The following is a 24,696-nucleotide window of genomic DNA, read 5'->3' as shown; positions in this document are numbered from 1 at the left end:
TTAACGGAGACAATTATAACAAACGGACTATCAAAGTCAACGGAGATTTACTGCCGCGATGCGTGGCTGTCAAGCCAGTTTCCAACATCCGCCCATACATCTTCCCTGTTGATTTCATTGAGCGTCTCATGGCGCATATGCGGATAGCGTTTCGCATCGATGGCCGTATAGCCTGCCTGATGAAGCCGCATAATGCTGTCGGCGAACCCTTCACTTCCACCCGTACACGGATCTTCTTCTCCGGCGAAGAAATAGATCGGAAGATCAGCCCGTGTCACATGGTACGTTCCATTGCTCATCTTGACAATGCCTTCCATCTCATCGATATAGCCCTGAATCGTAAACGGGAACCCGTCCAGCGGCTCCGCAATATAGCGATCCACATTCTCCGTGTTATAGCTCAGCCAGTCGACCGGTGTATGGGCGTTCTTTATCTTCTTGTTGAAATTGCCCGTCACCATCTGATCCAGCATCTTCGAATGCCCTCTGGCGCCCTTGAAGGTCCTAACGACCTTTGCCAGAGTGATACCGGACTTTGCGGCCGGATTGCAGTTGGGAGCCCCGGAAAGAATCACCGCATCAAATTCAGAGCTGTGATCCTGCAGAACATCGCGGGTAAGAATCGTACCCATGGAATGTCCCATCAGAACAAACGGAACATCCGGCCAGCGTTCCTTGACGATCTTCATGATGTCAAGAACTTTGTCCTCCATCGTTTTCCAGCCATTCTTTTCTCCAAACCAGCCAAGATCCTCCTTTTTGCAGGAGGTGCCGTGCCCCGGCAGATCGAAGATTGCGACGGCGTATCCTCTGCTTGCAAGATACTTTGCAAATGCCGTATAGCGCTGGCGATGCTCCGCCATCCCGTGAACAATCTCAACGGATGCCTTCGGTGTACCTGCCGGTACGAAAAGATCAAAATCAAAACCTTCTGTAGCCATTCCTGCAGCCTCTTTCTGTGTAGATCCTCAACATTCACGCATCTCCATATGCGTTTCTTCTTTTGCTATTATAGTTTCGAACTCAGGTAGATTGAAAGGGCTTACAGAAAATGATACACACTGTTGGAATCGTTGCTGAATACAATCCGTTTCATACAGGTCACATTTATCAGATCCAGGAAACAAAGAAAAAAACCGGTGCCGGACTGTTCATCGCCGTCATGAGCGGGAACTTTGTTCAGCGCGGCGAACCGGCATGCATTGATAAATATTCGCGGGCAAAAGCAGCTTTAAGCAGCGGCATTGATGTTGTTCTGGAGCTTCCCTACATTTACTGCATCCAGAGTGCATCCGCCTTTGCCCATGGCGCCGTCACCATTTTGAAGCAGGCCGGCGTCGATGCCATCAGCTTCGGTTCGGAATGCGGCGATCTGGAAAATCTGAAGGAAATCGCTGATACACCGGTCAATCCGGACCATCTTCATATGTCGCTGAAACAGGGAATGTCCTTTCCCAAAGCCTATAGCCTGCTGACCAGCGAAATGATGCCCAATGACATTCTGGCCGTCTGCTATCTGAAAGAGCTGCAGAATAGCGGCATTGAACCTGTTCTGATCCCCCGGACAACAAACTATCTGGATGAAACCGCCGACGGGCCTGTCGCCAGTGCGATGGCGATCCGCCGCATGCTGAAAGACCTTCATGACGTTTCCGCCTACACGCCCATGGCAGAGCAGCTTGCCAAAGCCCATGTTCCCTCAATGGAACAGATGTGGCCGTATCTGCGGCTGTTTCTGTTAACCGCGCCGCGGGAGTATCTTGCTTCTCTGTTTCTTTTTTCGGAAGGCATTGAAAATCATCTGGCTGCGTGTGCCGCGCAGTACGCTGACTGGAATCTGTTTCTGAACGCCGCCGTCACACCACGCTATACCGCTTCGCGCATCCGCCGCACACTGCTGCAGGTATTGACACAGACAACAAAAGCGGAGGTTTCCAAACTTCCTCCGCTGGATTACATCCATGTGCTTGGCTTTAATGAAAAAGGTCAGAAGTGGCTGCACGACTGCCGCAAGAAAGAGATGCACATTGCTTCGCGCTTTGCGGATATCCCCTATCCTTACCGGACCATGGAATACCGGGCATCCCTTGCCTATGCCTCTTTCTTCGAAGAACAACAGCGCCGTGACCTGCTGAAGCAGGAGATCGGCGGTGCGCAGCGCGTTACGCTTTCTTCAGAAGGATAACCGCCTTAAACAGATCGCCGTCAATCTCAATATGGAAGTCGCCTCCCATCAGGCGCACCAGGCTTTCCGAAATATTCAACCCCAGCCCGCTGCCTTCCGTATGCCGCGAACTGTCACCGCGCACAAAGCGCTCCATCAGCTCATTGGAAGAAATATTCAGCTGGCTACGGGAGATGTTTTTCAAGTCGATCTCAACATGCTCCGGATCCGGGCAGTGGGCATCCAGGTAGACGCGCGTCCCTTCCATCGCATACTTGGAAACATTGGACAAAAGGTTGCGCAGAACGCGCCACAGCAGCCGTCCGTCCGCCGAAACGTGTGGCACATGATCCGTATCAATCACCATCGTCAGACTGGCCGCTTCCAGCCGGTCCTGGTATTCGGCCATCGCCTGTTCCACAATTTCCACTACCGATACCGATTCGATATGCACTTCAATATTTCCAGACTCTGCCTTGGAAGATTCCAGCACATCCTCGGTCAGTTTCTTTAAGCGCTGCGACTGCCGCTGCAGCACTTCAAGGTATTCTGTTTCCTGCTGGGGCGTATGTTCCTTCTGCAATAGATCAACATAATTCATGATCGAAGTGAGCGGCGTCTTGATATCGTGGCTGACATTGGTTATCAGCTCGGTTCTTAAGCGTTCCGTCCGCAGGCGCTCTTCCACGGCCTTTTCCAGTCCGCTGCCAAGATCGTTGACCTGCCGGGCGGACTGTCCCAGCTTTCCATATAAGTGCTTCAGCTTCTGATCTTCAATCCGGTAGGAAAGATCGCCTTTCTGATATTCCGCAACACTCTTGCAGATGATGGAACTTCCCCAAAGCTCATAGAGCTGAACGCTCCACAGCAGAACAGAAACAACTCCCAATAACAGCAGTCCTGCCCCGGACATCTCCCATGCGGCGAGACGCAGCAGAGAAAAGCCAATGATCCCCAGAATCATCCAGGAAGCGACCGGGAGCCAGCCAAACTTTTTTGACAATGACAGCAGCCAGTGGATCAGACGCACAATCAGAAGATTGCTGACAAGATCCTTCCGTTTCCAATGACGGGCCAGTGACATGAGCCAGAAGAAAAACAGCAGTGCCATTGCCATCAATCCAAGATCGGCAACGAAATAGCCAGGCAGATTGGATCCCAGAGGAGAATAAAAGACAGGCACAACACCACGCTCAGTAATCAGCCAGAGAACTGTCAGAAGATCGAACGGTACGGCATCAATCCATGCAGGTGCAATTTCTTCCTGCTTTGCCGAATGTCCGGCTGCCGAAAACTCATAGATCAGCGCCAGAACAAACACGATGATGCATACAGACATGGAGACAACCGGATACGAGTCAAGCCACGTCATGATCGCAGCGGCTTTCATCGTAAACCAGTACATATCATGTACCGGCATGGGCTTTCGCAGCCAGCCAAGCACTAGAATACATTCATGAACTCCGTCAATATCCCACAGAATTGTACGCGCTTCCGACACCGAGTGAACCTCTGTACTGGTAATACCCTGTCCATCCTGCCAGTACAGTTCTCCCACGAAACCTTCATAATAGGTTTCTCCGTCCTGCCGCGTATCGACGAGCGTCGTCATTGCCAGGTCCGTGATGGAAGAAACCCGGATCCGCAGGTTGGAGTTTTCTTTACTCAAAGAAGAAGCTGCACTTTGCCAGCTCTCAGCACGCAGCGGCTGCGGCACGGAAGAATACATCTGGGATTCAAAAATGCTCTGCAGATCTTCATTCAGGTGAGTGTCTCCGCGGGCACTGTTCATGTCAATGTCCAGCGCAATGGTCGTCAAAAAGATGCCGCTGCCGCTGAGGCAGAGAAGAATGACGCCCACCAGTTTCCAGATACGGCTTTGCAGCATCTGCTGCCATACGCTTTTTTTCATCATCCATTCTCCTTTTCCATCTTGTAGCCAAGGCCCCAGACAACCTTGATGTAACGAGGCTCTTTCGGTGTAATCTCAATCTTTTCCCGCAGGTGGCGGATGTGTACGGCAATGGTCGCCCCACTTCCATAGGCTTCTTCATTCCATACCTGGCGGTAAATATCAGCGGAAGAAAAGACCTTCCCCGGATTCTGCATCAACAGTTCGAGAATCCCGAATTCGATCGGTGTCAGGTTTACGGCCGTCCCATCAACGGTTAGACTTTTAGCATCTTCATTCAGGACAAGACCTCCATTCACCAGAACATGTTCCCCCTGACGCTGACTGCCGCCAAGGCTGATATAACGGCGCAGCTGCGAGCGTACGCGGGCAATGACTTCGGCCGGATTAAACGGTTTGGTAATGTAATCATCGGCACCGATATTCAGCCCGAGCACTTTATCTGTATCTTCACTTTTCGCTGTCAGAAGAATGATCGGGACATTGGAAAAGCTGCGGATCCGGCTCATCGCCTGCAGTCCGTCCATCACCGGCATCATGACATCGAGCAGCACCAGATCAATGTTTCCCTGGCGGACGGCATCCACGGCTTCCTTTCCGGTATACGCCTTCTGAATTTCGTAGCCTTCCGGTTTCAGATAGATTTCCAGTGCATTGACGATATCCTTCTCGTCGTCTGTGATCAGTATCCTTGTCATTTCCCCTCCATCAAGCAACCTTATTGTAAAAAACCATCCTTAAGAAAACAGAACGGAACCGTTTAAGAATTTTTTAAGATGCACAAAAAAGGATGGCATCACGCCATCCTCATGCGTACTACCCTGATCAGTCTTCGTCAACGTTGCTGTAAATCTTGTTGACATCGTCGATGTCATTCAGCGTATCCAGCAGCTTGTGATACGCATCGATATCTTCCTGGCTGGTAAGCTTGACTGTCTCATTGGCAAGCATCGTAACCTCGCAGGTATCGAACTTGACATCCGGGATCAGCTTTTCGATCGCATCCTGAGCCTTCGAGAAATCTGCATAGGCAGTCTTGACCATCATCTCACCGTCTTCGACGTTGAGATCCAGTACATCGACATCCGCTTCCATCATCGCATCGAGCATCTTCTCTTCATCGTCATACGGGAAATAGAAGAGACCGACCTGCTCATAGCCGAAGCTGACCGCACCGGCACCGGCAATCTTCGCACCCTTGCACTTGTTGAATGCCGTCTTCACGTTCGTATAGGAGCGATTCGTATTATCCGTCAGGCAGTCAACGATGACCGTCGAATTTCCCGGGCCGAAGCCTTCATAGCGGACTTCTTCGTAGCTTGTCGAATCGTTGCCCTTTGCCTTGTCAATTGCACGCTTGATGACGTCTGCCGGGACCTGGTTGGACTTGGCTTCCTTGATCTTACGAGCAAGCGTCAGGTTCATATCAGGGTCAGGGACGCCGGACTTCGCTGCAATATACAGTTCCTTTCCATATCTGGAATACAGCTTGGACTTCATGGCTGCCGTTTTTGCCATTGCGGCCGCACGCACCTCATGCGCTCTTCCCATAGTAAAATACCACCCTTCTTTTTCAGCTGTCCTATTATAGCAAAGAGGCTGATCAATGCAAAGAGAAAAGCCGCACAGCTGTGCTATGATCATAGCATTGCAGGAAAAACGATGCCGGTCTATGTCATGAGTGATCTGCATGGCTGTAAAGATGAATTTGACGCCATGCTCAGAAAAATTGAATTCTCCGCCTACGACGAACTGTGGATCGTCGGCGATATCTGCGACCGCGGAAAGCAGTCCATCTCCCTGCTCAAGGAAATTGCCGCCAATGACAACATGCACGTGATCATGGGTAACCACGACGTGTGGCTTCGCCGCTACATGCCCATCATGATCGAAGGAAAGCACGACGCTTCCAGAATCTATACCGCCATGACCAACGACTTCATGACATGGCTCTACTACAACGGCGGCATGACGACCCTTGACCAGTTCATGGATGAAGACTTTAACAGCTGCTACGATCTGCAGCTGTATATGGAAAAGGTTCCCTATTACGCAGCGATCAATGTCCATGGCCAGAACTATGTCCTGGTCCATGCCGGCTGCGGCGCCTCTCCCGCCCCGGGGACACGGGTCAGCGAAGTAACCCATTTCAATCAGGTATGGAGCCACATCGGCATCGATGACAACCCCTATACCGACGGCACCCGCATGATCGTCGGGCACATGCCCACCTTTATCTATGGAAAGGAATATGACGGGAAGATACTCCATGGCAAAGACGACCGCATCTTCCATATCGACTGTGGATGCGTCTATGGAAGAACGTTAGGCTGTCTGCGCCTCGATGATCTTCATGAATTCTATATTGAAAGCAGCTATCCCTATCTGAAGGTGGAAGGATCATGATCGAAGAAAGTCAGCACCAGCGCACGGAACTGCTGCTGGGAAAAGAAGCACTGAACACACTGCGCACAAAACGGGTCGCCGTATTCGGCCTTGGCGGAGTTGGAGGCAGCTGTGTCGAGGCACTGGCCAGAGCCGGTGTCGGCCATCTGGATCTCATTGATAACGATACCGTTGCCCTTTCCAATCTCAACCGGCAATTGTTTGCGACCCGCGAAACCATCGGCATGAAGAAGACGGATGCGGCCGCCATGCGCATCCGCAGCATCGATCCGGGCATTGAGCTGCGCCTGTTTCCCCTCTTCTATCTTCCGGAAACGAAGGATCAGTTTCCCTTTGAAGAGTGGGATTTCATCATCGATGCCATCGACACGGTTTCTGCCAAGCTGAGCATCATCGAAGAAGCCGACCGACGCAGCATCCCGATTCTCTCGGCGATGGGCTGCGGCAACCGCCTCGATCCTTCCAGGCTCAGCGTCATGGACCTCTACGACACAAGAAATGATCCGCTCGCCCGCATCATGCGCAGTGAATGCCGCAAGCGCCGGATCAGGCATCTGACCGTCATCACTTCAACGGAAACGCCGCTGAAGCCTCTCATAGATCTTGAAAAAGAAAACGGTACAAGACGCAGAGCCGTTCCCGGTTCTTCTCCGTTTGTACCGTGTGCCGCCGGATTATTGCTGGCCTATGAAGCTGTGCGGCAGATGCTCAGCCTCCCGTCTTCTCGATGAAGTCGCGGATTCTGGCCACAAACGCCGCATTATTGGAAACATAGGGACGGGGATGAAAGGTCTCCGCCTTTTTCAGATATGGCCTGATGTCACGCAGATCCCGCATGTAGATGAGGAATCCGTCTTCTTCAAAGGCTTCCAGCAGCTGCGTCTGATGATCGTTGTGATGTTCCTTATACTGCGCCAGACGGGCCGCCGCAAGAATGGTCTTATGTTCCCGAAGACCGGTCATAATCGTTCCAACGCCGCCATGGGTAATAATGAGATCCGCTTCATTCAGAAACGACGCAAACTTCTCCTGCGGAATGTAGTCAAACACTTCCATGTCCCGGGAAGAAAACTGCGTATAGCCTGCCTGAACGACAATGCGATCATGGATCGCGCCGTCATCGACCGCCTTCTGAACCGCATCCAGCAGGCGGCGGAACTGCTTATCCTGCGTACCAAGCGTTACCAGTATCATCAGAAAATCCACCCTCCATATACAGCATTGGGATACACCTCAAGCATGCTCTTCCACTGCACAATGAAGAGATCCGCAATCGGATAGATCATTTTGCCTGCCGCCGTCGGCGTCTTGGCATTGGCCATCGTTTCAATCCAGATGACCTTGGCTCCGTGGCGGTGCGCAATTTTGCACATTGGAACAGCCGTATGCGTACCGGTCGTAATGACATACTGCGGCTTCCATTTCCGGAACAGCTGCCAGCTGCGGAAAATGTTCCAGGCAAATATGAAGAGATAGGGAAACAGATGTGCCTTGGTCCCGTAGGCCAGCAGCTCCACCCGTCCCTGGGGATAGTCTTCCTTGAGATGGGCGTTGGAAGGTGTATTTTCCGAGACAATGTGATAATCACACTCCCCGAAAAGATCCTTCAGCTGCAGCAGCTCGCTGAGGTGACCGCCGGTGCTGGAAATAAATACGATGCTTGTCGACTTTTTCATAATCAATAAAAGGAGGTGCCCGAAAGCACCTCCTGATTATACCGCGGATGGATTACTTGCCGATGGCGCTCTTGATGAGATCGCTGACTTCTTCCATGGTATCCATTTCCAAAGCCTTGTCGGCAAGCTTCTGCATTTCTGCATAGCTGAGGCCGTTGATCATGCGGCGTGCTCTCAGCATGGATGTTGCGCTCATCGAGAACTCATCCAGACCAAGTCCCAGCAGTACCGGAGCTGCCAGCTCATCGCCGGCCATCTCACCGCACATACCGCACCAGTGGCCATGCTTGTGCGCACCGTCGATCGTCATCTTGATCAGACGCAGAATGGAAGGACTCAGCGGCTGATACAGATAGGATACCGACTGGCTCATACGGTCTGCCGCCATCGAATACTGAATCAGATCGTTGGTGCCGATGGAGAAGAAGTCCGCATACTTGGCCAGCTGATCCGCCAGAACCGCAGCAGCCGGAATCTCAATCATGCAGCCGACCTCAACGTCGTCGCCAACCTTGACGCCTTCCTTGATCAGCTCTGCACGTGCATCTTCATAGCACTGCTTTGCTTCCTTGAATTCATTTACGGTAGCGATCATCGGGAACATGATGCACAGATGCCCATATGCCGATGCTCTTAACAGAGCACGCAGCTGCGTCCGGAAGATATCCTTGCGCTGCAGGCAGAAACGGATGGCGCGAACACCGAGGAACGGGTTCATCTCCTCCGCAAACTGGTAGTACTTCAGCTTCTTGTCGCCGCCGATATCCAGCGTACGAATGACAACCGGCTTGCCCTGCATTGCTTCGAGGACTTCCTTGTAGGCAGCAAACTGCGTATCCTCATTCGGGAAGTCATCTTCGCTCTTCATGTACAGGAACTCGGTACGGAACAGACCGACGCCTTCGCCGCCGTTGTCACGGACAGCCTGGACATCTGCCGGAGAACCGATGTTGCCGACAATGAGAACCTTGTGACCATCGGTAGAGACAGAAGGCTGATCCTTGAAACTCTTCAGCTCTTCCTTCTCCTTCTCATAGGCTGCACCCTTGGCCTTGTATTCGGCAATTGTCTTTTCATCCGGATTGACGATCACTTCGCCGGCAATCGCATCCAGAACTACGGTGTCACCGCTCTTCACATTTGCCATCAGATCCTTGACACCGACGACAGCCGGAATTTCAAGCGAACGGGCCATAATGGCACTGTGACTGGTACGTCCGCCCATTTCCGTCGCAAATCCCTTGGCAAATTCCTTGTTCAGGGAACCTGTATCAGAAGGTGTCAGATCCTTGGCAACAATGATGACAGGAGAATCCAGCGTCGCAAGATTCGGAATCGTCTTTCCTGTCAGATTGCACAGCAGACGGAACGAAACATCCTTGATGTCAGCAGCACGCTCCTTGAAGTAGCTGTCATCCATGTTTTCAAACATCGAAACCATGTTGGACGCAACGGTCTGCGCAGCGTATTCCGCATTTTCCTTTGAGTTTTCGATCTCATCCAGAATCTGGCTCTTAAACTCCGGATCCTGTGCCATCATCAGATGCGCATCATAGATCGCCAGTTCTTCCGCAGCCAGATGACCGGCGGCAGTTTCCTTGATTTTCTCAATATCTTCCACCGTCTTTGCAAAGGCACGCTCAATCTTTGCCTTCTCTGCTTCAAGATCTGTTACTTCAACCTTCTGAATGTCTAACACTGGCTGTTCCAGTTTGTAAACCTTGGCAACAGCAACACCCTGTGACGCGGCAATTCCTTTTAACATGCTTCCTCCTCAGTATCCTGCTGGATTAAATCCAGAACGTCCTGAACCGTCTTCACCTTAAGAATCATGTCATTATCCAGTACAATTCCAAACGTCTCTTCCACCTTCAGCATGAAATCAACCACCGCATACGAATCCATGTGAAGCTCTTCAAACGTTGTTTCCGGCGTGATTGACTGATCAGAGCTGAACTCCTTCAGCAATGCCTTCAGAGAAGAAAAACGATCCATAAGACTTTCCTTCTCCTAAGTTTATCATCAAAAACGATCGATATGAAGAATATCCAGAACCAGCTTGACCGCCTCCCGCTTCGCCTTGGCATAGCTCGAACGCGGGAAGTACTGCTTGTACCAGCCCTTCTCTGAAATACTGAGATATTCTTTCTCAATAATCAACCGGTACTTTGGGGGCAGATCCTGTACCGCCCTCTGCAGTATCGCAATGAACTTTGTATCATCCGCCAGTTTCTGCGGTGACACGATCATGGAACCCGGCCCAAGCGTATTGGCCAGATCCACATTTCTGGAACATGCACGGGAAACTTCACCCAGATGCCTCATAATGGTGTCGTCCCGCTTTGCTTCGGCAACTTTCTCTGCCTGCGTCTTCACTGTGCTTTTGTTGTCTGCCATCTTTCTCTTCCCCTCTCCTTTCTATTTCTCGATTAACAAAACAGATAGCATAAGCATGTGTCAGGACGCTGAACTTTATTTCAATCCCGCAGCCAGCGTCTGACGAAAGTATGAAGAACGTGATACAAAAGCAGAAATGATAATGGTTATCACTTCCGTTTGTATTCTTGCATGCGAAACAGGTCAATTACAATAGGAAAATACAATTATCCAATGTTTTTGTTGATTTTTATCCCTTTTCCACCCCTTTCAACCATTCCATAGTCAAAGCAGCACCGGATTCCCGAAGAAAAATAGAAAGAATCATACAGGATTATTGGCGATGATCATTCCCGTGTGCTTGCATGGAAACAGTCCGGCTTGTGACCGTCTTTCAATTCCGCTATAATCGCTTTAGTTTTTCAGGAGATTCTATGAGTGTTTCTACACAGTCAACGCTTTCCGTAAAGCGTATTCTGCTGACCATGGCCATTCTTCTTCTGGTCCCGGTCCTTCGCAGGGTGGTTTCAATGTTTATTTCCATCGAAGCAATCGCCGACATGTTCAGTCTGAACATTACAGCCTGGATCCTGATTCTGTATGACTGGAACCTGCTGGGTGTTCATTACAATCGGGCCAAGGACCATATCGGTGAAGCTGTTTTATGGACCGTCATCGGCATCGTCTTCCTCAGCATATGGCTGTTTGTCAACGAGCGCTTTCTGAAGGCGCCGCTGCCGATTGACCATGTAACGGAAGCTGCCGCCTATCCGGGAGCTCTGCCGCCGGTTCTGATTGCCTATTCCTTTTCACAGGCCGCACTCATCAACATCGGCTTCAAATGCATGACCGACCACTTCAACGTCCGCAGCCAGGAGGTGCTTGTCATACTTCTGAGCGGCTTTGCCTTCGGGCTGTACTATACGCTGCTGTTTGCACCGGCTTCGCTTCACATCTTTATTCCGGTGTATCTCTACAACATTCTGGCCATCGCCTTTTCCGCCTACCTCTACAACCAGTCCCATTCCTTTGTGCCCGGCATGGCGGCAATGACCATTGTCTACTTCCTGTATCAGATTCTGATTCTGTCGGCCTGAGATACAGTCCCTCCATCTTAAATCGCCCATAACAAAAGGAGCCCGCCGGCTCCTTTTGCTTTAATCATTTGATCGACGCAGGGTTTACTTATCCGTCTCCAGAAGACCATAGCCGCCATGGTTGCGCTTGTAGACAACCGAAACACGCCCCGACTCCGTATCCGTGTAAACGAAGAAGTCATGGGAGCTCAGTTCCATCTGCATGATCGCCTCATCCAGATCCATCGCATCCGCTGTCACGCTCTTCGTCTTGACCGGGATATCCGGTTCCGCTTCATCCGCTTCCGCAAGGAAGGCATCCGACAGCGACTCACGATGCTTGCGGGAAAGACGCGTCTTCTGTCTGCGCAGCTGATCCTCCAGCTTATCTACGGCAAGATCCACCGCCGCATACAGATCATCGCTCACCACTTCTGTACGCAGAATGCCGAACTTCGTCGGAATGGTCACCTCGATTTTCTGGCTGTTCGGATACACACGGGTCACAACCCGTGCCGTCGCATCCGGGTCAATGAGGACATACTTCTCCAGATGCGAGAGCTTCTTCTCGATCTGTGCCCGCATTGCAGGTGTCACTTCAATGTTCTTGCCAACGATTTCAAAATGCATACAACTACCTCGCTTTCAAAGTGAGTCCATGCCCCGTAAAGGACAAAGGGAATGATGTGCATTTTTCATCCCGCTGCCTCATACACGGGCAAGGGGGATCACTGCTTGCATTATAGCATGCACCATGCTTCGCAATCTGAAATCCGGATGAAAGAACAGACAGTCACGGCAAATTGTCATTTCTGCCCTGCCAGTTGCTGCAGCCATTGAAAAACCGAGATCATTGCGTAGCTGTCCATACTGCAGTAGGCCTTCAGATCATCAATGATCTGCTGCCGGTCCACATTTTCCTCTTCCCGGTCCAGATGCCGCCAAGCATAGACAGCGCTCATCCCCTCATGAATATCCAGGTCCTTATAGCCCTGCCCGCCAATCGCCGCCAGAATCGACTTCAGCGTCCAGCTGCCGGCCATCTTAGTATCATAGACAGCCCCGCTCATAAACGGCTGCTGCAGATCCTTCATCCGCGCCGTCAGCTTTTCAAGATCGCTGCGGTACTGCGGAAACTGATCCATCCACTCCTGCAGACGGATCTTCTCCGCCCCTTCGGCATTATAGGCAATCAGTGACCCGGCCGGCGGCATTTCCTTCAGTAAAGAGCGGATCATATCCTGCCGATCATCCTGCACCGACAGAAAGACCGAATGACGAATGGATCCATCCTCTTCCAGCACATGAAGACTGTACTCAAAAGGCACAACGTCAAACGGACGCAGACCGTCAAACGGCGGAATCGCATAGCGTTCCCATTCAAAATCCAGAAAGGCAATCGGATAGCGCACATCATCGAGCCACGCCTGAATCGCGCAGCGGTCCGCGAAGACGCCGCCATTGTGATCCGCCATGATCTGCGCATACTGCTGACGCGTACCTTCAATCGCATTGAAATCCGCATCCCGCAGGTATTCTTTTCCCGCCTGCTTCATCGCATAGCGCTGTCCCGAAGCCGTCAGCGTAAGAATGCTGTTGAACGGCATCCCGGCTTCACTCACAAAGCAGGAACCGTAATACGGACACACGATCCGTCCCGTACAGCGGCCGGTATGTACAGGTGCCGGCGCCTCCTTGAGAAGAGCCGCATCCATCATCCTCAACGGCCCGTGCAGATCACGGATCGACTCCCGGACCGCTTCTTCCACCGGTTTGGAAGGATGATGGCGGCCGTTATAGAAATAATCCGAAACCACAAAGAGCTGATCCACGTCCAGCTCACCGTTGCGCACATAGGACGCATTCAGGTGCATGATATGCATTTTCGAAATCCGCAGACCGTTTCCTTCCAGCACCCATACCATGGAACTGTAAAACAGCATGTCGTTGTCCATCGGAAACAGGCCGAGCATCAGAAAGTAAAGCTCATAGCTCCCGTCCGGCAGACGATGAAGAAACGGAACCTTCACCCGCAACCCGTCATATTCAAAGCGCGCCTTGATCAGCCACTCATAATCTGCCAGAGCGGACAGTGCCTTTTCCTTGGGATCCCCGACCGAGCCCGTAAAGGCATCCCTGATCCCGAGTTTCTGAGCCGCCAGATCGGTTACCGTCTGATCCAGACGAAGAAAGCTCTGCGGACGCTCCTGCTGTTCTTCCCTTTGATCCAGCACAAACAGACGGGGACAGCGCATATATTTTTTCAAATCCGAAATATGATACATAAAACCCCCAGAAGAAATCAGATCACAAAACTTCCGTGCTCAAAGATCACAGTTTCATTCCCGCTGTCATCAATGCCCGTCACACGCATTTCGCGGCTGCCGAACATAAAGTCCACATGAACCGCCGAAACATTTCCGCCATGCGCCAGCAGTTCCTCTTCCGACATTGCTCCTCCGCCTTCAATCTGTCCCGGATACGAAGCGCCCAGCGCCAGATGGCAGGCCGCATTTTCATCAAACAGCGTATTGTAGAACAGAATGCCGCTCTGCGAAATTGGCGAATCATACGGAACCAGCGCCACTTCGCCCAGATATCGCGAATGCTCATCCGCCCTGAGAATCGAAACCAGTGCCTCTTCTCCCTCAGCACAATGATATTCTGCCACTTCGCCATTGACAAACCGCAGGCTGAAATCACGGATCAGCCTGCCCTCATGGGACAGCGGGCGCGAGGCATAAACAATGCCGTTGACACGCGTACGGTCCGGCGTCGTGAAGATTTCCTCCGTCGGCATGTTGGGCTGAAACTCACAGTTGCGATCAATGCACTTCTCACTGCCGCCGCCCCAGATGTGATGCTTTGCAAGCCCGACAACAAGATCCGTACCAAGTTCATTGACAAAGTGCAGCGACACAAACTGACGCTCATTCAGCCAGGCCGCATGCCTCTGAAGAGCACTGGAATGTTCCGCCCAGAGCGTCTCGGCATCCTTTTTCTGATCCAGATACACCGTATGAAGAATCGCCTTCCACAGCGCATCCATGGCCGCCTCACTGCTTAGATCCGGGAACACCTTCCCTGCCCAGGCCGAAGAAGGAACCGCCGCAACACACCACTGCCCATGATTGTTCATCGTATACGCTTCAAGATCATGCGTCGCCTTCTGTCTGGCAGCTGCTGCCGCCCGGTGTTTTTCCGGGTCCACGTCCCGGAAGGCATCGGGATCCTCACTCACAATGGCCAACAGTGCCGCTCCGGCGGCCTGCTGTGCCCTGGTACGCTGCACCATCCAGTCGGGATACGTTGACAGTGAATCAATGGAACGGTAGGTATAGCCCAGCCGCGTAATCTCATCATCCTGCCACTGGACATCCACGCTTGAAGCACCTGCCAGATATGCTTCCTTTACGACGCGGCGTACAAAATCCGCCGTTTCCAGTGCGCAGCGCACAACCAGAGGCTGCCCCGGCTGCAGATTTACACCCGTACGCACCAGCAGACGGGCATAGGTATTCAGCGTTTCATTCGACGGCATTGTCAATTTCCTCCCCGATCAGATCCTGTTTTGCTGTCTTCGTAATTTTCACGGACACCATATCGCCAGGCGAATGCTGCCCCGTGCACTTTACATATACACACCCATCAACGCCATCCGGCGCATAGAAGGCCGAACGTCCAATGTACATGTTTCCAAGCGGATGCTTACTTTCAAGAAGCACCTCGGCGGTTGTTCCGATCATCTTCTTCCGGTCTTCCGCCGCAATGGATTCCTGCAGCTTCATGATCTCAGCCTTGCGCTGCTCCTTTACCTCCTCAGGGACATTGTCATCCATGTCAAAGGCAGGCGTCCCCTCCTCCTTTGAATAGGTAAAGGCGCCCAGGTGATCAAAATGAACTGCCCGGACCAAAGACAGATTCTCCTGATGATCTTCCTCGGTTTCACCCGGGAAGCCGGCGATCAGCGTCGTCCGCAGGACGGCATTGGGGACACGGCTGCGAATGGCACGGCAGCGTTCCTCGATCAGTGCACGGGATCCACGCCGATGCATTGCCTTGAGCATACGGTCGCCGCCATGCTGAACGGGAATGTCAAAATACGGCAGAATATGCGAGCTGCTGTTGATCGTATCGATCAGATCGTCCGGAATCTCATCCGGATACAGATACAGAACCCGGATCCAGCGGACCCCATCAACGGCATCGAGCTTCTTCAGCAGTTCGCTCAGATGCAGATGCCCGTCAAAATCAAAACCGTACATGCTGGAATCCTGGGCGATCAGATTGATTTCCTTCACACCGGCTGCCGTCAGATCCCTGACTTCCCTGACGATGTCCTCCTGGGGCCGGGATATGAATCTGCCCCGGATCGTCGGAATTGCACAATAGCTGCACCGGTTGTTGCAGCCATCAGCGATGCGGACATAGGCCATCCATGGCTTGCCGGCAAGAACACGCGGCGCCTTGCCGTAGTCATTGGCGATTCTGACTCCGAGCGTCTCGGAAAGAATCTGACCAAGATGCCCGTATTCATCAATAGAAATCACCCGGTCCACATCCGGGAACGCCGCTTCCAGATCCGGCTTGTACCGCTTGGCAAGGCAGCCCATGACAATCACCCTGTTCAGTTTTCCGCCTTTATGGGCAAGCACTTCTTCAATGGTGTCCAGGGCCTCTTCCTTGGCCGAGGTAATAAAGCCGCAGGTATTGATGATGCAGGCATCGGCATCTTTCCAGGAGGAGGTAAACTCCTGCCCGCTTTCGCGCAGAATGCCGAGCAGATTCTCGGTATCGACCAGGTTTTTGGCACAGCCAAGGGAAATGACAGCTATCTTCATACAGTTCTCCAATCAAAGCGGACAGCGAAGAAAACAGCAGGAGATCCGCTTCGTCCCCTGCTGCTCAGACATCAGTCCGCCAATGTTCCAAACGGATCCCAGGGCGCCAGCACAACCGCCTTCTGATCCAGAAGCTTGCGCTGAGCCGCACTCAGATACTTCTTGTTCACCGCAGCTTCATACACATAGAGATCGAACCAGGAATCGCTTGCAGTATAGAAACCCTTGTCCGCATGCGTATCGCCCCAGGAATTTTCGATCTTCCAGCGCTCCGGCTTCTTTCCGTCAAGATTCACGCCCGTCAGAACCATCGCATGATTCATTGCCGACTCACGACTGTCCAGCATTTCGGCCTTCGTCATGGCAAGATTCATATCGAAGGTGTTTTCATAATCGAATGCCGCTGCATCCCACAGACCGTAGTCACGGTTGGCTTCCTTGCCGCAGTCGCATCCGAACCAGACACACTCGCCATCCTTCATCTGATTCAGAACAGCCTTCTTGAATTCGGCCATGTCCAGATTCAGATAGCGGATCTCTTCGCCGCCGACAACATTGCCAATGTACTTCACACTGAAGATCTGGTGGTAGGGCTTGTCAGCCGTCGGCGCATTGATGATGACTACATAATCATCAAGATCGACGCCGAGATACTTTTCATAGAACTCCAGCGGCGTCACATTGCGGTGACCATGGTATTCCTTCTTGTTGTCGTAGTATTCAAACGTGAAGCTCTTGGGCGGAACTCCGAAGCAGTCGCACAGCAGTCCGTACACTTCCTGCAGCGCATCCTTGCGCAGCGACGCAATCGCCTTGTCATCACCTGCGTCATGTGCCTTCTTCGCATCAATCGCAAACCGGCGCAGACGCTTGTTGAGAATGCCGTTCATACTGTGGGTATGCGAAGACTGGTAGGTTTCCGGCATCGCGCTCTTCGGGCAGAGGCCGTACTTCTTGATGATGGAGACAACCATGTTCCACTGACCGCCATCACCGACACCCGTATCGAGCAGCCACTGCATCGTACGTTCATCGAGCGGATTGTCGAGTTCCTTCGTGACGCATTCCATGAACCAGTTTGCCTTCTCAAGCTTGTCATAGAAGGCAATAAAGTTCTGCGAAAGCTCGAACTGCCCGTCGATTTTGTACTTCTTCGCAATCATCTCACGCAGAACGTTCATGGACGAGAAGATCCAGCAGCGTCCCGACTGCATCTGATTGGTTACCGGAAGCTTGGCGAGGTCGATCGAAAAATACCGCGGATTGGCTTCCTGTGCCTCCAGCACATTGGAGATCGTCGAAATGTCATTGCTCGTAAGCGCATTGCGGACAACGCGCGCCTTATCGTTCTGGCTGTACTTCTTTTCCAGATTCTGAAGATCCTTTTCCTTGATTTCTGTCATCGTATCCTCTTTCTGCCGCTCATTATACCGCAGTGTTCCATTTGTTCAGAGCGTTACACCCTGCTTGAAAATCGCAAGGTCGTGATAGCCTTCCGCTTCGGACTTTGCCTTCTGCCCGTTTGCCGTCGCAATGACAAGATCATACAGATCTTCCCCGCACTCATCAATGGACGTTCCATCCACGATGACACCGGCATTGAAATCGATCCAGTTATTCTTCCTGCCGGCCAATGTATCGTTGGTCGCAATCTTCAGGGTTGGCACACACGAAGCAAACGGCGTGCCCCGTCCGGTTGTAAAAAGAATCATCTGACAGCCGGCAGCCGCCTCGCCGCTTGCCGCAACAAGGTCATTGCCCGGCGTACTCAGAAGATTGAGACCGGACCTTTGAACACGATCCCCATAGGCAAGCACGTCATTGACCGGAGAAGTGCCGCTTTTCTGCACGCAGCCGTTGGACTTGTCCTCCAGCGTCGAAATGCCGCCAGCCTTATTGCCCGGTGAAGGATTTTCATAGATCGTCTGATGTGCAGCCTTGAAGTAATCCTTGAAGTCGTTGATCAGACGGACTGTCTTCTCAAATGTCTGTTCATCTGCGCAGCGGTTCATCAGCTGCTGCTCCGCGCCGAACATCTCCGGCACCTCACACAGCACTGTACTGCCCCCATCGGCGCACACCAGATCCGAAAGCCTTCCGACTGCCGGATTTGCCGTAATGCCGCTGAGACCGTCGCTGCCACCGCACTTCAGACCGATCCGGAGTTTTGAAGCGTGAACAGTCGTACGCTGATCCTGCGCCGCAAGATCGCAGAGCTCTTTAAGCACCTGAAGACACGTTTCTACTTCATCCTCTTCATCCTGCGCCTGTACGAACCGCATACGCGAAGAATCATAGTCTCCAATGTAGGGCTTGAGAACATTGATGTTTGAGTTTTCGCAGCCAAGGCCGAGAACAAGAATGCCGCCGGCATTGGGATGATGCACAAGATCCGCAAGCACCCGCCGCGTATTCTCCTGATCATCGCCCATCTGGCTGCAGCCGTAGGGATGCGTAAAGGCGAGGATGCCGTCTACGCTGCCGTGGATAAACGACTGTGCCTGCTGCTCGAGCTGGCGCACGATGCCGTTGACGCAGCCGACGGTCGGAATGATCCAGATTTCGTTGCGGATGCCCACCTGCCCATCACTGCGCACAAAGCCCTGGAAGGTGCGTCCTTCCGCCTTTGGCTGCGGCAGGAAAACCGGATGATAGGAATACTCCAGAATATCTGACAGATTGGTCTTCATGTTATGGGTATGGACATGTTCACCGGCTTTGATCGGCGCCATCGCATGACCGATTATGGTGCCGTATTTGATGATGTTTTCGCCCGCATCAATGTCGCGCAGCGCAAACTTGTGCCCCAGGGGAATGTCTTCCTGCAGAGTGACGGCAGTGGAAGGAAGAACGATCTGTTCCCCTCTGCGCAGCGGCTGCAGAGCAACCGCCACACTGTCGGCAGGATGAATCTGTATCGCTTTCTTCATGAGGTCAGCCGAAATAGGTTTCCAGTGTCTTCTGCATGCCGTCCCTGCGGATGGCATCGAGATATTCACACACCCTGTCTTCCAGACCATCGATCTTCGTCAGATCCTGACCATGGAAATCTTCCCGCGACAGATAGTCATGCACGAAGGTGCGGGTATCTTTACGGCACTCGGATGCGAAGAAGTCGAGAACAGCCGCATCATCCTTGATGTCATACACATCACTGCCCCGATGTCCCTTGAGGCAGCCTTCACCCTTTTCATCCGAAGAGTAGAACGCCATCAGTGCCGCAATCGAGAATGTCAGATGTTCCGGAAGCCGGTGATATTTGTCAACGTAGCCAAGCAGCGAAGGCAGGCAGCGTGCTCTCCACTTGGAAACGGAGTTGAGCGAGATGGCAAGCAGGCTGTGCTGAATGAACGGATTGTTGAAGCGGTCCACGACCGCATTGGCAAAGTCTTCCAGATCCTGCTTCGGCAGCGTCAGGGTCGGGATCACCTCATCATGAATCGTGTGCATCATGAAATCGCAGATGATCGGATCCTTCATCGACTGGTTGACGAAATCATTGCCCTTGAGGTAGGAAGCCAGAACAAAGGAGGTATGGGCGCCATTGAGGATGCGCACCTTTCTCTGCTTGTAGGGCTTCTGGTTGTCGGTGAAGATGACATTCATGCCTTCCTTGCCTGCCAGCGCCCTGTCCATCGGCCATTCCTTCGAAATATCCTTCTTCGATTCAATAACCCACAGTGCAAACGGCTCGGCCGTATCGAGCAGATTGTCGACATAGCCAAGCTCTTCGTAGATGGCATTGCGCTCCTTCTCATCGCGTACCCAGCCGGTGACGATCCGGTCAACCAGCGTCGATGTAAAGATGCAGGCATCTTCAACCCAGCTGCGGAAGCCTTCCGGAAGCTTCCAGAGATCGATGTACTTCAGAACATCCTTGTGCAGTTCGATGCCATTGTCATCGATCAGCTCCACCGGCAGCATCACAAGTCCCTTTTCAGGATCGCCATGGAACTCTTCATAACGCGCATACAAAAACTGCGTCAGCTTGGCCGGGAACGTGATATTCAGCTTCTCTTCAAAACGATCCTCCGCATGGAAGACGATGCCCGCTTCAGTTGTGTTCGATACAACAAAGCGCAGCGTCGGAATCCTGGCGATGGAAATGTAGCGGTCATAGTCATCGTAAGGCGAGACAATATCCTTGACGCAGGTGATCTGACGGGTTTCCTTGTAAGGCTGACCGTTGACCCGTCCCCGCAGCTGCAGGGTATACTGACAGTCCTGTTTTTTGAAATTGTCCAGTGATCCGAAGGCAATCGGCTTGATCAGTACGACGCTGCCGTTGAACACACCCTTCTCATTGGCAAGGTCGACCATATAATCGACAAATGCGCGAAGGAAATTTCCTTCACCGAACTGGGCCACCCGTACAGGGCGGTCAACGGGATGCGTCATTGATGCATTTAATGTTTCCATAGCTTCCTCCTGAATATCTCTGTTAGTCATGTTCTGTATTCATAGGCGAAACGTTCCGCTTCGTCGAAGTCATCTCATTGATCCTGCACATGAGGATGTGATTGGGTGCCTCTTTGCCCGTCCCTTCAATCGCATCGATCAATACGCGGGCAGCACATTTTCCTTCTTCATAGGCAGGCTGCACGATCGTCGTAATCGAAGGCACAGCCAGCTCCGTCCATTCCAGCGAGTCAAAGCCGATCAGGCCAAGATACTGTGGCATCAAGGAGCTGTATTTGCGCAGCACCAGATAGGTCTTGTCCAGCAGCCAGTTGTTGCAGGCAAAAACGCAGGTCGGCTGTTCCCCGTTCAGATACGGCTTCAGCTTTTCTTCGATCATGTCCGCCGTGGTGCCGGCATCCGCTACGATGACCTCATAGGGAATGCCGCGTTCATCAAGACAGTCGGTGAAGCCGCGATTGCGCTCGAGACGTGTATGAAGAACATACGGATCGGCCGTGACCATAACAAAGCGCTGGTAGCCGCGGCTGACCAGCATGTCCGTCGCTTCAAGAACAGCTTCATAGTTATTTGTCTTGACCCACAGTCCCTTGTCCAGGCTGTTGGGCGAATCGAAATAGACAATCGGCTTTTCCAGGTGCTGCTCATTCCACATCGTTTCAAAGTGAACCGTAGGCTGCACAATAAAACCGTCAACTCCCATCGCCGCCATGCTGGTGACACATTTATGTTCATTTTTAAGCTCGTAGCCGCTGTCGCCGACAATCATCTGGTAGTCATGGCTGCGGCACACTTCATCGACGCCCTTGACGATCTGGGCAGCGAAGGAATTGGTAATGTCACCGATGATGACACCGATCAGATGCGTCTGCTTGAAGTTCAGCGAACGGGCGACCATGCTCGGGCGGTAGTCCGTTTTGCGGATCGCGGCTTCAATTCTCTGCCGCGTCGCTTCGGACATTCGTTCATATTTCCCGTTGAGGTAGAAAGAGACAGTTGCCTTGGAAACACCTGCAAGTCTTGCAATATCGTTGATCGTGATCTTCTGCTTCATCGGCCGCCTCCGTGATAAACCTGTTTACTAAATCTACGTTATACCGTTTTGAGAGTTGATGTCAACGTAAATTGATCGCTGTTTTTCCTCTGATATGGACATGTTCTGTATGATCAAAAATATGTCGCACGGGATCCGGCAGCGAAAAAACGAAAGAAGAATTTTGCCATTGACAAGCAGATATGGCGGAACTAGAGTTTAAGTATACCGGTTTACCACAGAAAGGAAATCCCATGAACAAAGAAGAAGTCATGAAAAGAATGCATGGCATCGGCATTATTCCTGCCATTGCCCTCAACCGTGTCGAAGATGCGGCTCCTCTTGCCAAGGCACTGTGTGCTGGCGGCCTTCCGGTGGCGGAAGTCACCTATCGTACCGCAGCTGCGCACGATGCAATGATTGAAATGAAGAAAGCCTGCCCGGAAATGCTCGTCGGAGCCGGAACGGTTCTAACAAAGCAACAGGTGGATTCCGCCATCGATGCAGGTGCAGAATTCATCGTTTCCCCCGGCCTGAACCCGGAAATCGTATCCTATGTCCTGAGCAAAGGTCTGCCGATGATCCCGGGCATTTCGACCGCCAGTGAAATCGAACAGGCACTTGCCCTTGGTCTTTCCACGGTCAAGTTCTTCCCTGCCGAACAGTTGGGCGGCCTCAAGACAATCAAGGCACTGTGCGGTCCCTACCGCAGTATGACCTTCCTGCCGACCGGCGGCGTCAATACGGATAACATGCTCGACTATCTGAATGATCCGAAGATCTTCGCAGTCGGCGGCACCTGGATGGTTAAGTCAGCGCTGATCGATGCCGGCAAATTCGATGAGATCGAACGGATCTCGCACGATGCAGTACTGAAGATGCTCGGAATGCATATCAAGCATGTCGGCGTCAACTGCACGGAAGCAGAAGGAAAACAGACAGCCGATGCGTTCGCAAAGCTGTTCCAGGGCAGTGTCCGTGAAACCAGCAAGGGCTACTTCGGCAGTGAGCTGGTCGAAATCATGGTGAACCAGCACAAGGGAGCCCACGGCCACATCGCCATCGGCGTTCACTCCACCGAACGGGCAGCAGCCTACTTCCGTACCCTTGGCTATGCGTTTGATGAAGACTCTGCGACCTATGATGCCAATGGTGATCTCAAGTTCATCTACTTCAAGGACGAGATCGGCGGCTTTGCCATCCATCTGGTCAATGACTGAAGGGACAGGTCCATATCATGACAAAAGTTGTAACTCTTGGTGAAATCATGCTCCGGCTGACGCCGGCGGATCCTTCACAGCGTTTTCTCCAGGCTGACCGCTTCGATGTCATCTGGGGTGGCGGCGAAGCAAATGTTGCTGTATCGTTGGCCAACTATGGCGATGATGCCTACTATGTAACCAAGCTTCCGGAACACGAAATCGGGCAGGCCGCTGTCAATGCGCTGCGCCGTTATGGTGTTCATACGGAATACATTGCCCGCGGCGGCAGCCGTGTCGGCATCTATTATGCAGAAAACGGTGCTTCTCTTCGCCCTTCCAAGGTCATCTATGACCGTGCCGGTTCGGCAATTGCGGAAGCGGATCCGGAAGACTTCGACTGGGATGCAATCTTTACGGGAGCCGACTGGTTCCACTGGTCCGGCATTACACCGGCAATATCAGCCAAGAGTGCAAAGCTGACGGAAGTTGCCTGCAAAGAAGCCAGGAAGCACAGCGTCAGAGTATCCTGCGATCTCAACTACCGCAAGAAGCTGTGGACCGAGGAAGAGGCACAGAAAGTCATGACACCGCTGATGGAATACGTTGACGTATGCATCGGCAATGAGGAAGATGCGCAGAAGTGCCTTGGCTTTACACCGGATTCCGATGTCGAGCATGGCAGCACGGATGCGGCCGGCTATCATACGATTTTTGAACAGATGGCAAAGAAGTTCGGCTTCAGCATTGTTGCCTCGACGCTGCGGGAAAGCCACAGTGCTTCGGACAACGGCTGGAAGGCTTTGCTCTATGACGGCAAACAGTTCTATGAATCGCGTCACTATGAAATCGTTCCGATCGTTGACCGTGTCGGCGGCGGTGACAGTTTCTCGGGCGGCCTGATTCATGGTCTGTTGAAGTGGAATGATCCGCAAAAGGCACTGGAGTTTGCCGTCGCAGCCTCGGCTCTCAAGCATACCCTGCCGGGCGACTTCAACTGTGTATCCGAAAGTGAAGTTCTCTCCCTCGCCGGCGGCAACACGTCGGGCCGTGTTCAGCGGTAAGTGAACATTCAGGGAAATCAGAAAACAACAGAAAGAAGACAATCAGATTATGGAAGAAATCAAAGATCCCAACTGCAGCTATTGCGCCAAGGGCGATCTGGTCAATGCGTTCGCCTATGAAATCTGCGAACTGCCGGCTTCAACCGTTTACGTGTTCCGTGAACAGACACATCCGGGCCGCTGCGTCGTCGCTTCCAAGCATCATGTTTCGGAAATCGTCGACCTGCCTCTGGAAGAACAGCATGCCTTCCTTGCGGATGTTGTACGGGTTGCCAGAGCAATCCATGAAGCCTATCATCCGGACAAGCTGAACTACGGTATGTTCGGTGATACCGGCCACCACCTCCACTGCCATCTGGTGCCGAAATACAAGGATCAGGCAGAATGGGGAGGCACCTTCCTCATGAACCCGACACCCAACAAAATCAGCGACGAAGAAGCCAGAGTCATCGCCGACCGTCTGCGTCCGTTGATTCTGAACCAGAAGTAATCTTCCATCACACGTTTTATCCTCCCAGGGGCTGTCAATG

24 protein-coding genes are annotated in these 24,696 nt (G+C 52.3%); 7 read left to right on the top strand and 17 right to left on the bottom strand.

Features of this window, described 5'->3' with window-relative positions; genetic code table 11:
• Positions 1–47 precede the first annotated feature (47 nt).
• Positions 48–941, bottom strand: a complete 894-nt coding sequence (locus C1714_RS08985; protein WP_102342853.1) for an alpha/beta fold hydrolase — start codon at positions 939–941, stop codon at positions 48–50.
• 110 nt (positions 942–1,051) lie between these two features.
• On the opposite strand from C1714_RS08985, the gene C1714_RS08980 reads away from it, so the two are divergent.
• Positions 1,052–2,185 (top strand): tRNA(Met) cytidine acetate ligase, encoded by a 1,134-nt coding sequence (locus C1714_RS08980; protein WP_102342852.1) that lies wholly within the window; start codon positions 1,052–1,054, stop codon positions 2,183–2,185.
• Here the strand turns inward: C1714_RS08980 and C1714_RS08975 are convergent.
• The 3 genes from C1714_RS08975 to C1714_RS08965 all read right to left on the bottom strand — a co-directional run bounded on the left by C1714_RS08975 (position 2,163) and on the right by C1714_RS08965 (position 5,627).
• Positions 2,163–4,076, bottom strand: coding sequence for a sensor histidine kinase (locus C1714_RS08975; protein WP_167849996.1), 1,914 nt, complete (start codon positions 4,074–4,076; stop codon positions 2,163–2,165). The genes C1714_RS08980 and C1714_RS08975 overlap by 23 nt on opposite strands.
• A complete protein-coding gene (locus C1714_RS08970) occupies positions 4,076–4,774 on the bottom strand; it encodes a response regulator transcription factor (protein ID WP_102342850.1) in 699 nt (232 codons plus the stop codon). The genes C1714_RS08975 and C1714_RS08970 overlap by 1 nt, the downstream gene beginning before the upstream one ends.
• 127 nt (positions 4,775–4,901) lie before the next feature.
• The gene (locus tag C1714_RS08965) at positions 4,902–5,627 is read right to left on the bottom strand and encodes a YebC/PmpR family DNA-binding transcriptional regulator (RefSeq protein ID WP_102343197.1); all 726 of its coding nucleotides are present in this window, start codon (positions 5,625–5,627) and stop codon (positions 4,902–4,904) included.
• 111 nt (positions 5,628–5,738) lie between these two features.
• Here C1714_RS08965 and C1714_RS08960 point away from each other — a divergent pair, with 111 nt between their 5' ends.
• Complete coding sequence (locus tag C1714_RS08960; RefSeq protein ID WP_167849995.1) at positions 5,739–6,482, top strand: metallophosphoesterase; 744 nt, start codon at positions 5,739–5,741, stop codon at positions 6,480–6,482.
• On the top strand, positions 6,479–7,213 hold the full coding sequence (locus tag C1714_RS08955; RefSeq protein ID WP_102342848.1) for a tRNA threonylcarbamoyladenosine dehydratase: 735 nt from the start codon (positions 6,479–6,481) through the stop codon (positions 7,211–7,213). The genes C1714_RS08960 and C1714_RS08955 overlap by 4 nt, the downstream gene beginning before the upstream one ends.
• On the opposite strand, the gene pssE is transcribed toward C1714_RS08955, so the two are convergent.
• The 5 genes from pssE to C1714_RS08930 are packed head-to-tail and all read right to left on the bottom strand — an operon-like array spanning position 7,191 to position 10,555.
• The gene (pssE, locus tag C1714_RS08950; RefSeq protein ID WP_102342847.1) at positions 7,191–7,676 is read right to left on the bottom strand and encodes a PssE/Cps14G family polysaccharide biosynthesis glycosyltransferase; all 486 of its coding nucleotides are present in this window, start codon (positions 7,674–7,676) and stop codon (positions 7,191–7,193) included. The genes C1714_RS08955 and pssE overlap by 23 nt on opposite strands.
• Positions 7,676–8,158 (bottom strand): PssD/Cps14F family polysaccharide biosynthesis glycosyltransferase, encoded by a 483-nt coding sequence (pssD, locus tag C1714_RS08945; RefSeq protein WP_102342846.1) that lies wholly within the window; start codon positions 8,156–8,158, stop codon positions 7,676–7,678. The genes pssE and pssD overlap by 1 nt, the downstream gene beginning before the upstream one ends.
• Before the next feature lie 52 nt (positions 8,159–8,210).
• Positions 8,211–9,923 carry a phosphoenolpyruvate--protein phosphotransferase gene (ptsP, locus tag C1714_RS08940; RefSeq protein WP_102342845.1) on the bottom strand — a complete coding sequence of 571 codons (1,713 nt, stop codon included), beginning with the start codon at positions 9,921–9,923 and terminating at the stop codon, positions 8,211–8,213.
• Entirely contained in the window at positions 9,917–10,153 is a 237-nt protein-coding gene (locus C1714_RS08935; protein WP_102342844.1) for an acyl carrier protein, read from the bottom strand. The genes ptsP and C1714_RS08935 overlap by 7 nt, the downstream gene beginning before the upstream one ends.
• A gap of 27 nt (positions 10,154–10,180) precedes the next feature.
• On the bottom strand, positions 10,181–10,555 hold the full coding sequence (locus tag C1714_RS08930; RefSeq protein WP_102342843.1) for an MG284/MPN403 family protein: 375 nt from the start codon (positions 10,553–10,555) through the stop codon (positions 10,181–10,183).
• Positions 10,556–10,968: 413 nt separating this feature from the next.
• Between C1714_RS08930 and C1714_RS08925 the strand changes: the two genes are divergently transcribed.
• The gene (locus tag C1714_RS08925; RefSeq protein WP_102342842.1) at positions 10,969–11,631 is read left to right on the top strand and encodes a hypothetical protein; all 663 of its coding nucleotides are present in this window, start codon (positions 10,969–10,971) and stop codon (positions 11,629–11,631) included.
• Positions 11,632–11,715: 84 nt separating this feature from the next.
• Here the strand turns inward: C1714_RS08925 and hpf are convergent, their stop codons facing one another.
• The 8 genes from hpf to C1714_RS08885 all read right to left on the bottom strand — a co-directional run bounded on the left by hpf (position 11,716) and on the right by C1714_RS08885 (position 21,924).
• Complete coding sequence (hpf, locus tag C1714_RS08920; protein WP_102342841.1) at positions 11,716–12,240, bottom strand: ribosome hibernation-promoting factor, HPF/YfiA family; 525 nt, start codon at positions 12,238–12,240, stop codon at positions 11,716–11,718.
• Positions 12,241–12,416: 176 nt separating this feature from the next.
• Complete coding sequence (locus tag C1714_RS08915) at positions 12,417–13,877, bottom strand: DUF2779 domain-containing protein (RefSeq protein WP_167849994.1); 1,461 nt, start codon at positions 13,875–13,877, stop codon at positions 12,417–12,419.
• Positions 13,878–13,912: 35 nt separating this feature from the next.
• The gene (locus C1714_RS08910; RefSeq protein ID WP_102342839.1) at positions 13,913–15,151 is read right to left on the bottom strand and encodes an aminopeptidase; all 1,239 of its coding nucleotides are present in this window, start codon (positions 15,149–15,151) and stop codon (positions 13,913–13,915) included.
• Positions 15,138–16,451: a 30S ribosomal protein S12 methylthiotransferase RimO gene (gene rimO / locus C1714_RS08905; RefSeq protein ID WP_102342838.1), complete on the bottom strand. Its 1,314-nt coding sequence runs from the start codon at positions 16,449–16,451 to the stop codon at positions 15,138–15,140. The genes C1714_RS08910 and rimO overlap by 14 nt, the downstream gene beginning before the upstream one ends.
• Positions 16,452–16,522: 71 nt before the next feature.
• Positions 16,523–17,854 carry a C1 family peptidase gene (locus C1714_RS08900; RefSeq protein WP_102342837.1) on the bottom strand — a complete coding sequence of 444 codons (1,332 nt, stop codon included), beginning with the start codon at positions 17,852–17,854 and terminating at the stop codon, positions 16,523–16,525.
• A gap of 45 nt (positions 17,855–17,899) precedes the next feature.
• Positions 17,900–19,381 carry a UxaA family hydrolase gene (locus tag C1714_RS08895; protein WP_102342836.1) on the bottom strand — a complete coding sequence of 494 codons (1,482 nt, stop codon included), beginning with the start codon at positions 19,379–19,381 and terminating at the stop codon, positions 17,900–17,902.
• 4 nt (positions 19,382–19,385) lie between these two features.
• Positions 19,386–20,870 (bottom strand): tagaturonate reductase, encoded by a 1,485-nt coding sequence (locus C1714_RS08890; protein WP_102342835.1) that lies wholly within the window; start codon positions 20,868–20,870, stop codon positions 19,386–19,388.
• Between the two features lie 22 nt (positions 20,871–20,892).
• A complete protein-coding gene (locus C1714_RS08885) occupies positions 20,893–21,924 on the bottom strand; it encodes a LacI family DNA-binding transcriptional regulator (protein ID WP_102342834.1) in 1,032 nt (343 codons plus the stop codon).
• A 233-nt stretch (positions 21,925–22,157) separates the two neighbouring features.
• On the opposite strand from C1714_RS08885, the gene eda reads away from it, so the two are divergent.
• From eda to C1714_RS08870, 3 genes are read left to right on the top strand one after another with little or no spacing between them, the layout of a single operon-like run.
• Positions 22,158–23,123 (top strand): bifunctional 4-hydroxy-2-oxoglutarate aldolase/2-dehydro-3-deoxy-phosphogluconate aldolase, encoded by a 966-nt coding sequence (eda, locus tag C1714_RS08880; protein ID WP_102342833.1) that lies wholly within the window; start codon positions 22,158–22,160, stop codon positions 23,121–23,123.
• Positions 23,124–23,140: 17 nt separating this feature from the next.
• Positions 23,141–24,166: a sugar kinase gene (locus C1714_RS08875; protein ID WP_102342832.1), complete on the top strand. Its 1,026-nt coding sequence runs from the start codon at positions 23,141–23,143 to the stop codon at positions 24,164–24,166.
• A gap of 49 nt (positions 24,167–24,215) precedes the next feature.
• A complete protein-coding gene (locus C1714_RS08870; protein WP_102342831.1) occupies positions 24,216–24,656 on the top strand; it encodes an HIT family protein in 441 nt (146 codons plus the stop codon).
• Positions 24,657–24,696: the final 40 nt, after the last annotated feature.

The sequence above is a fragment of the Galactobacillus timonensis genome (assembly GCF_900240265.1).
Lineage (GTDB): Bacteria > Bacillota_I > Bacilli_A > Erysipelotrichales > Erysipelotrichaceae > Bulleidia > Bulleidia timonensis.
The sequence above is the reverse complement of the archived record's forward strand: the minus strand, read 5'-3'. Positions and strand labels throughout refer to the sequence as shown.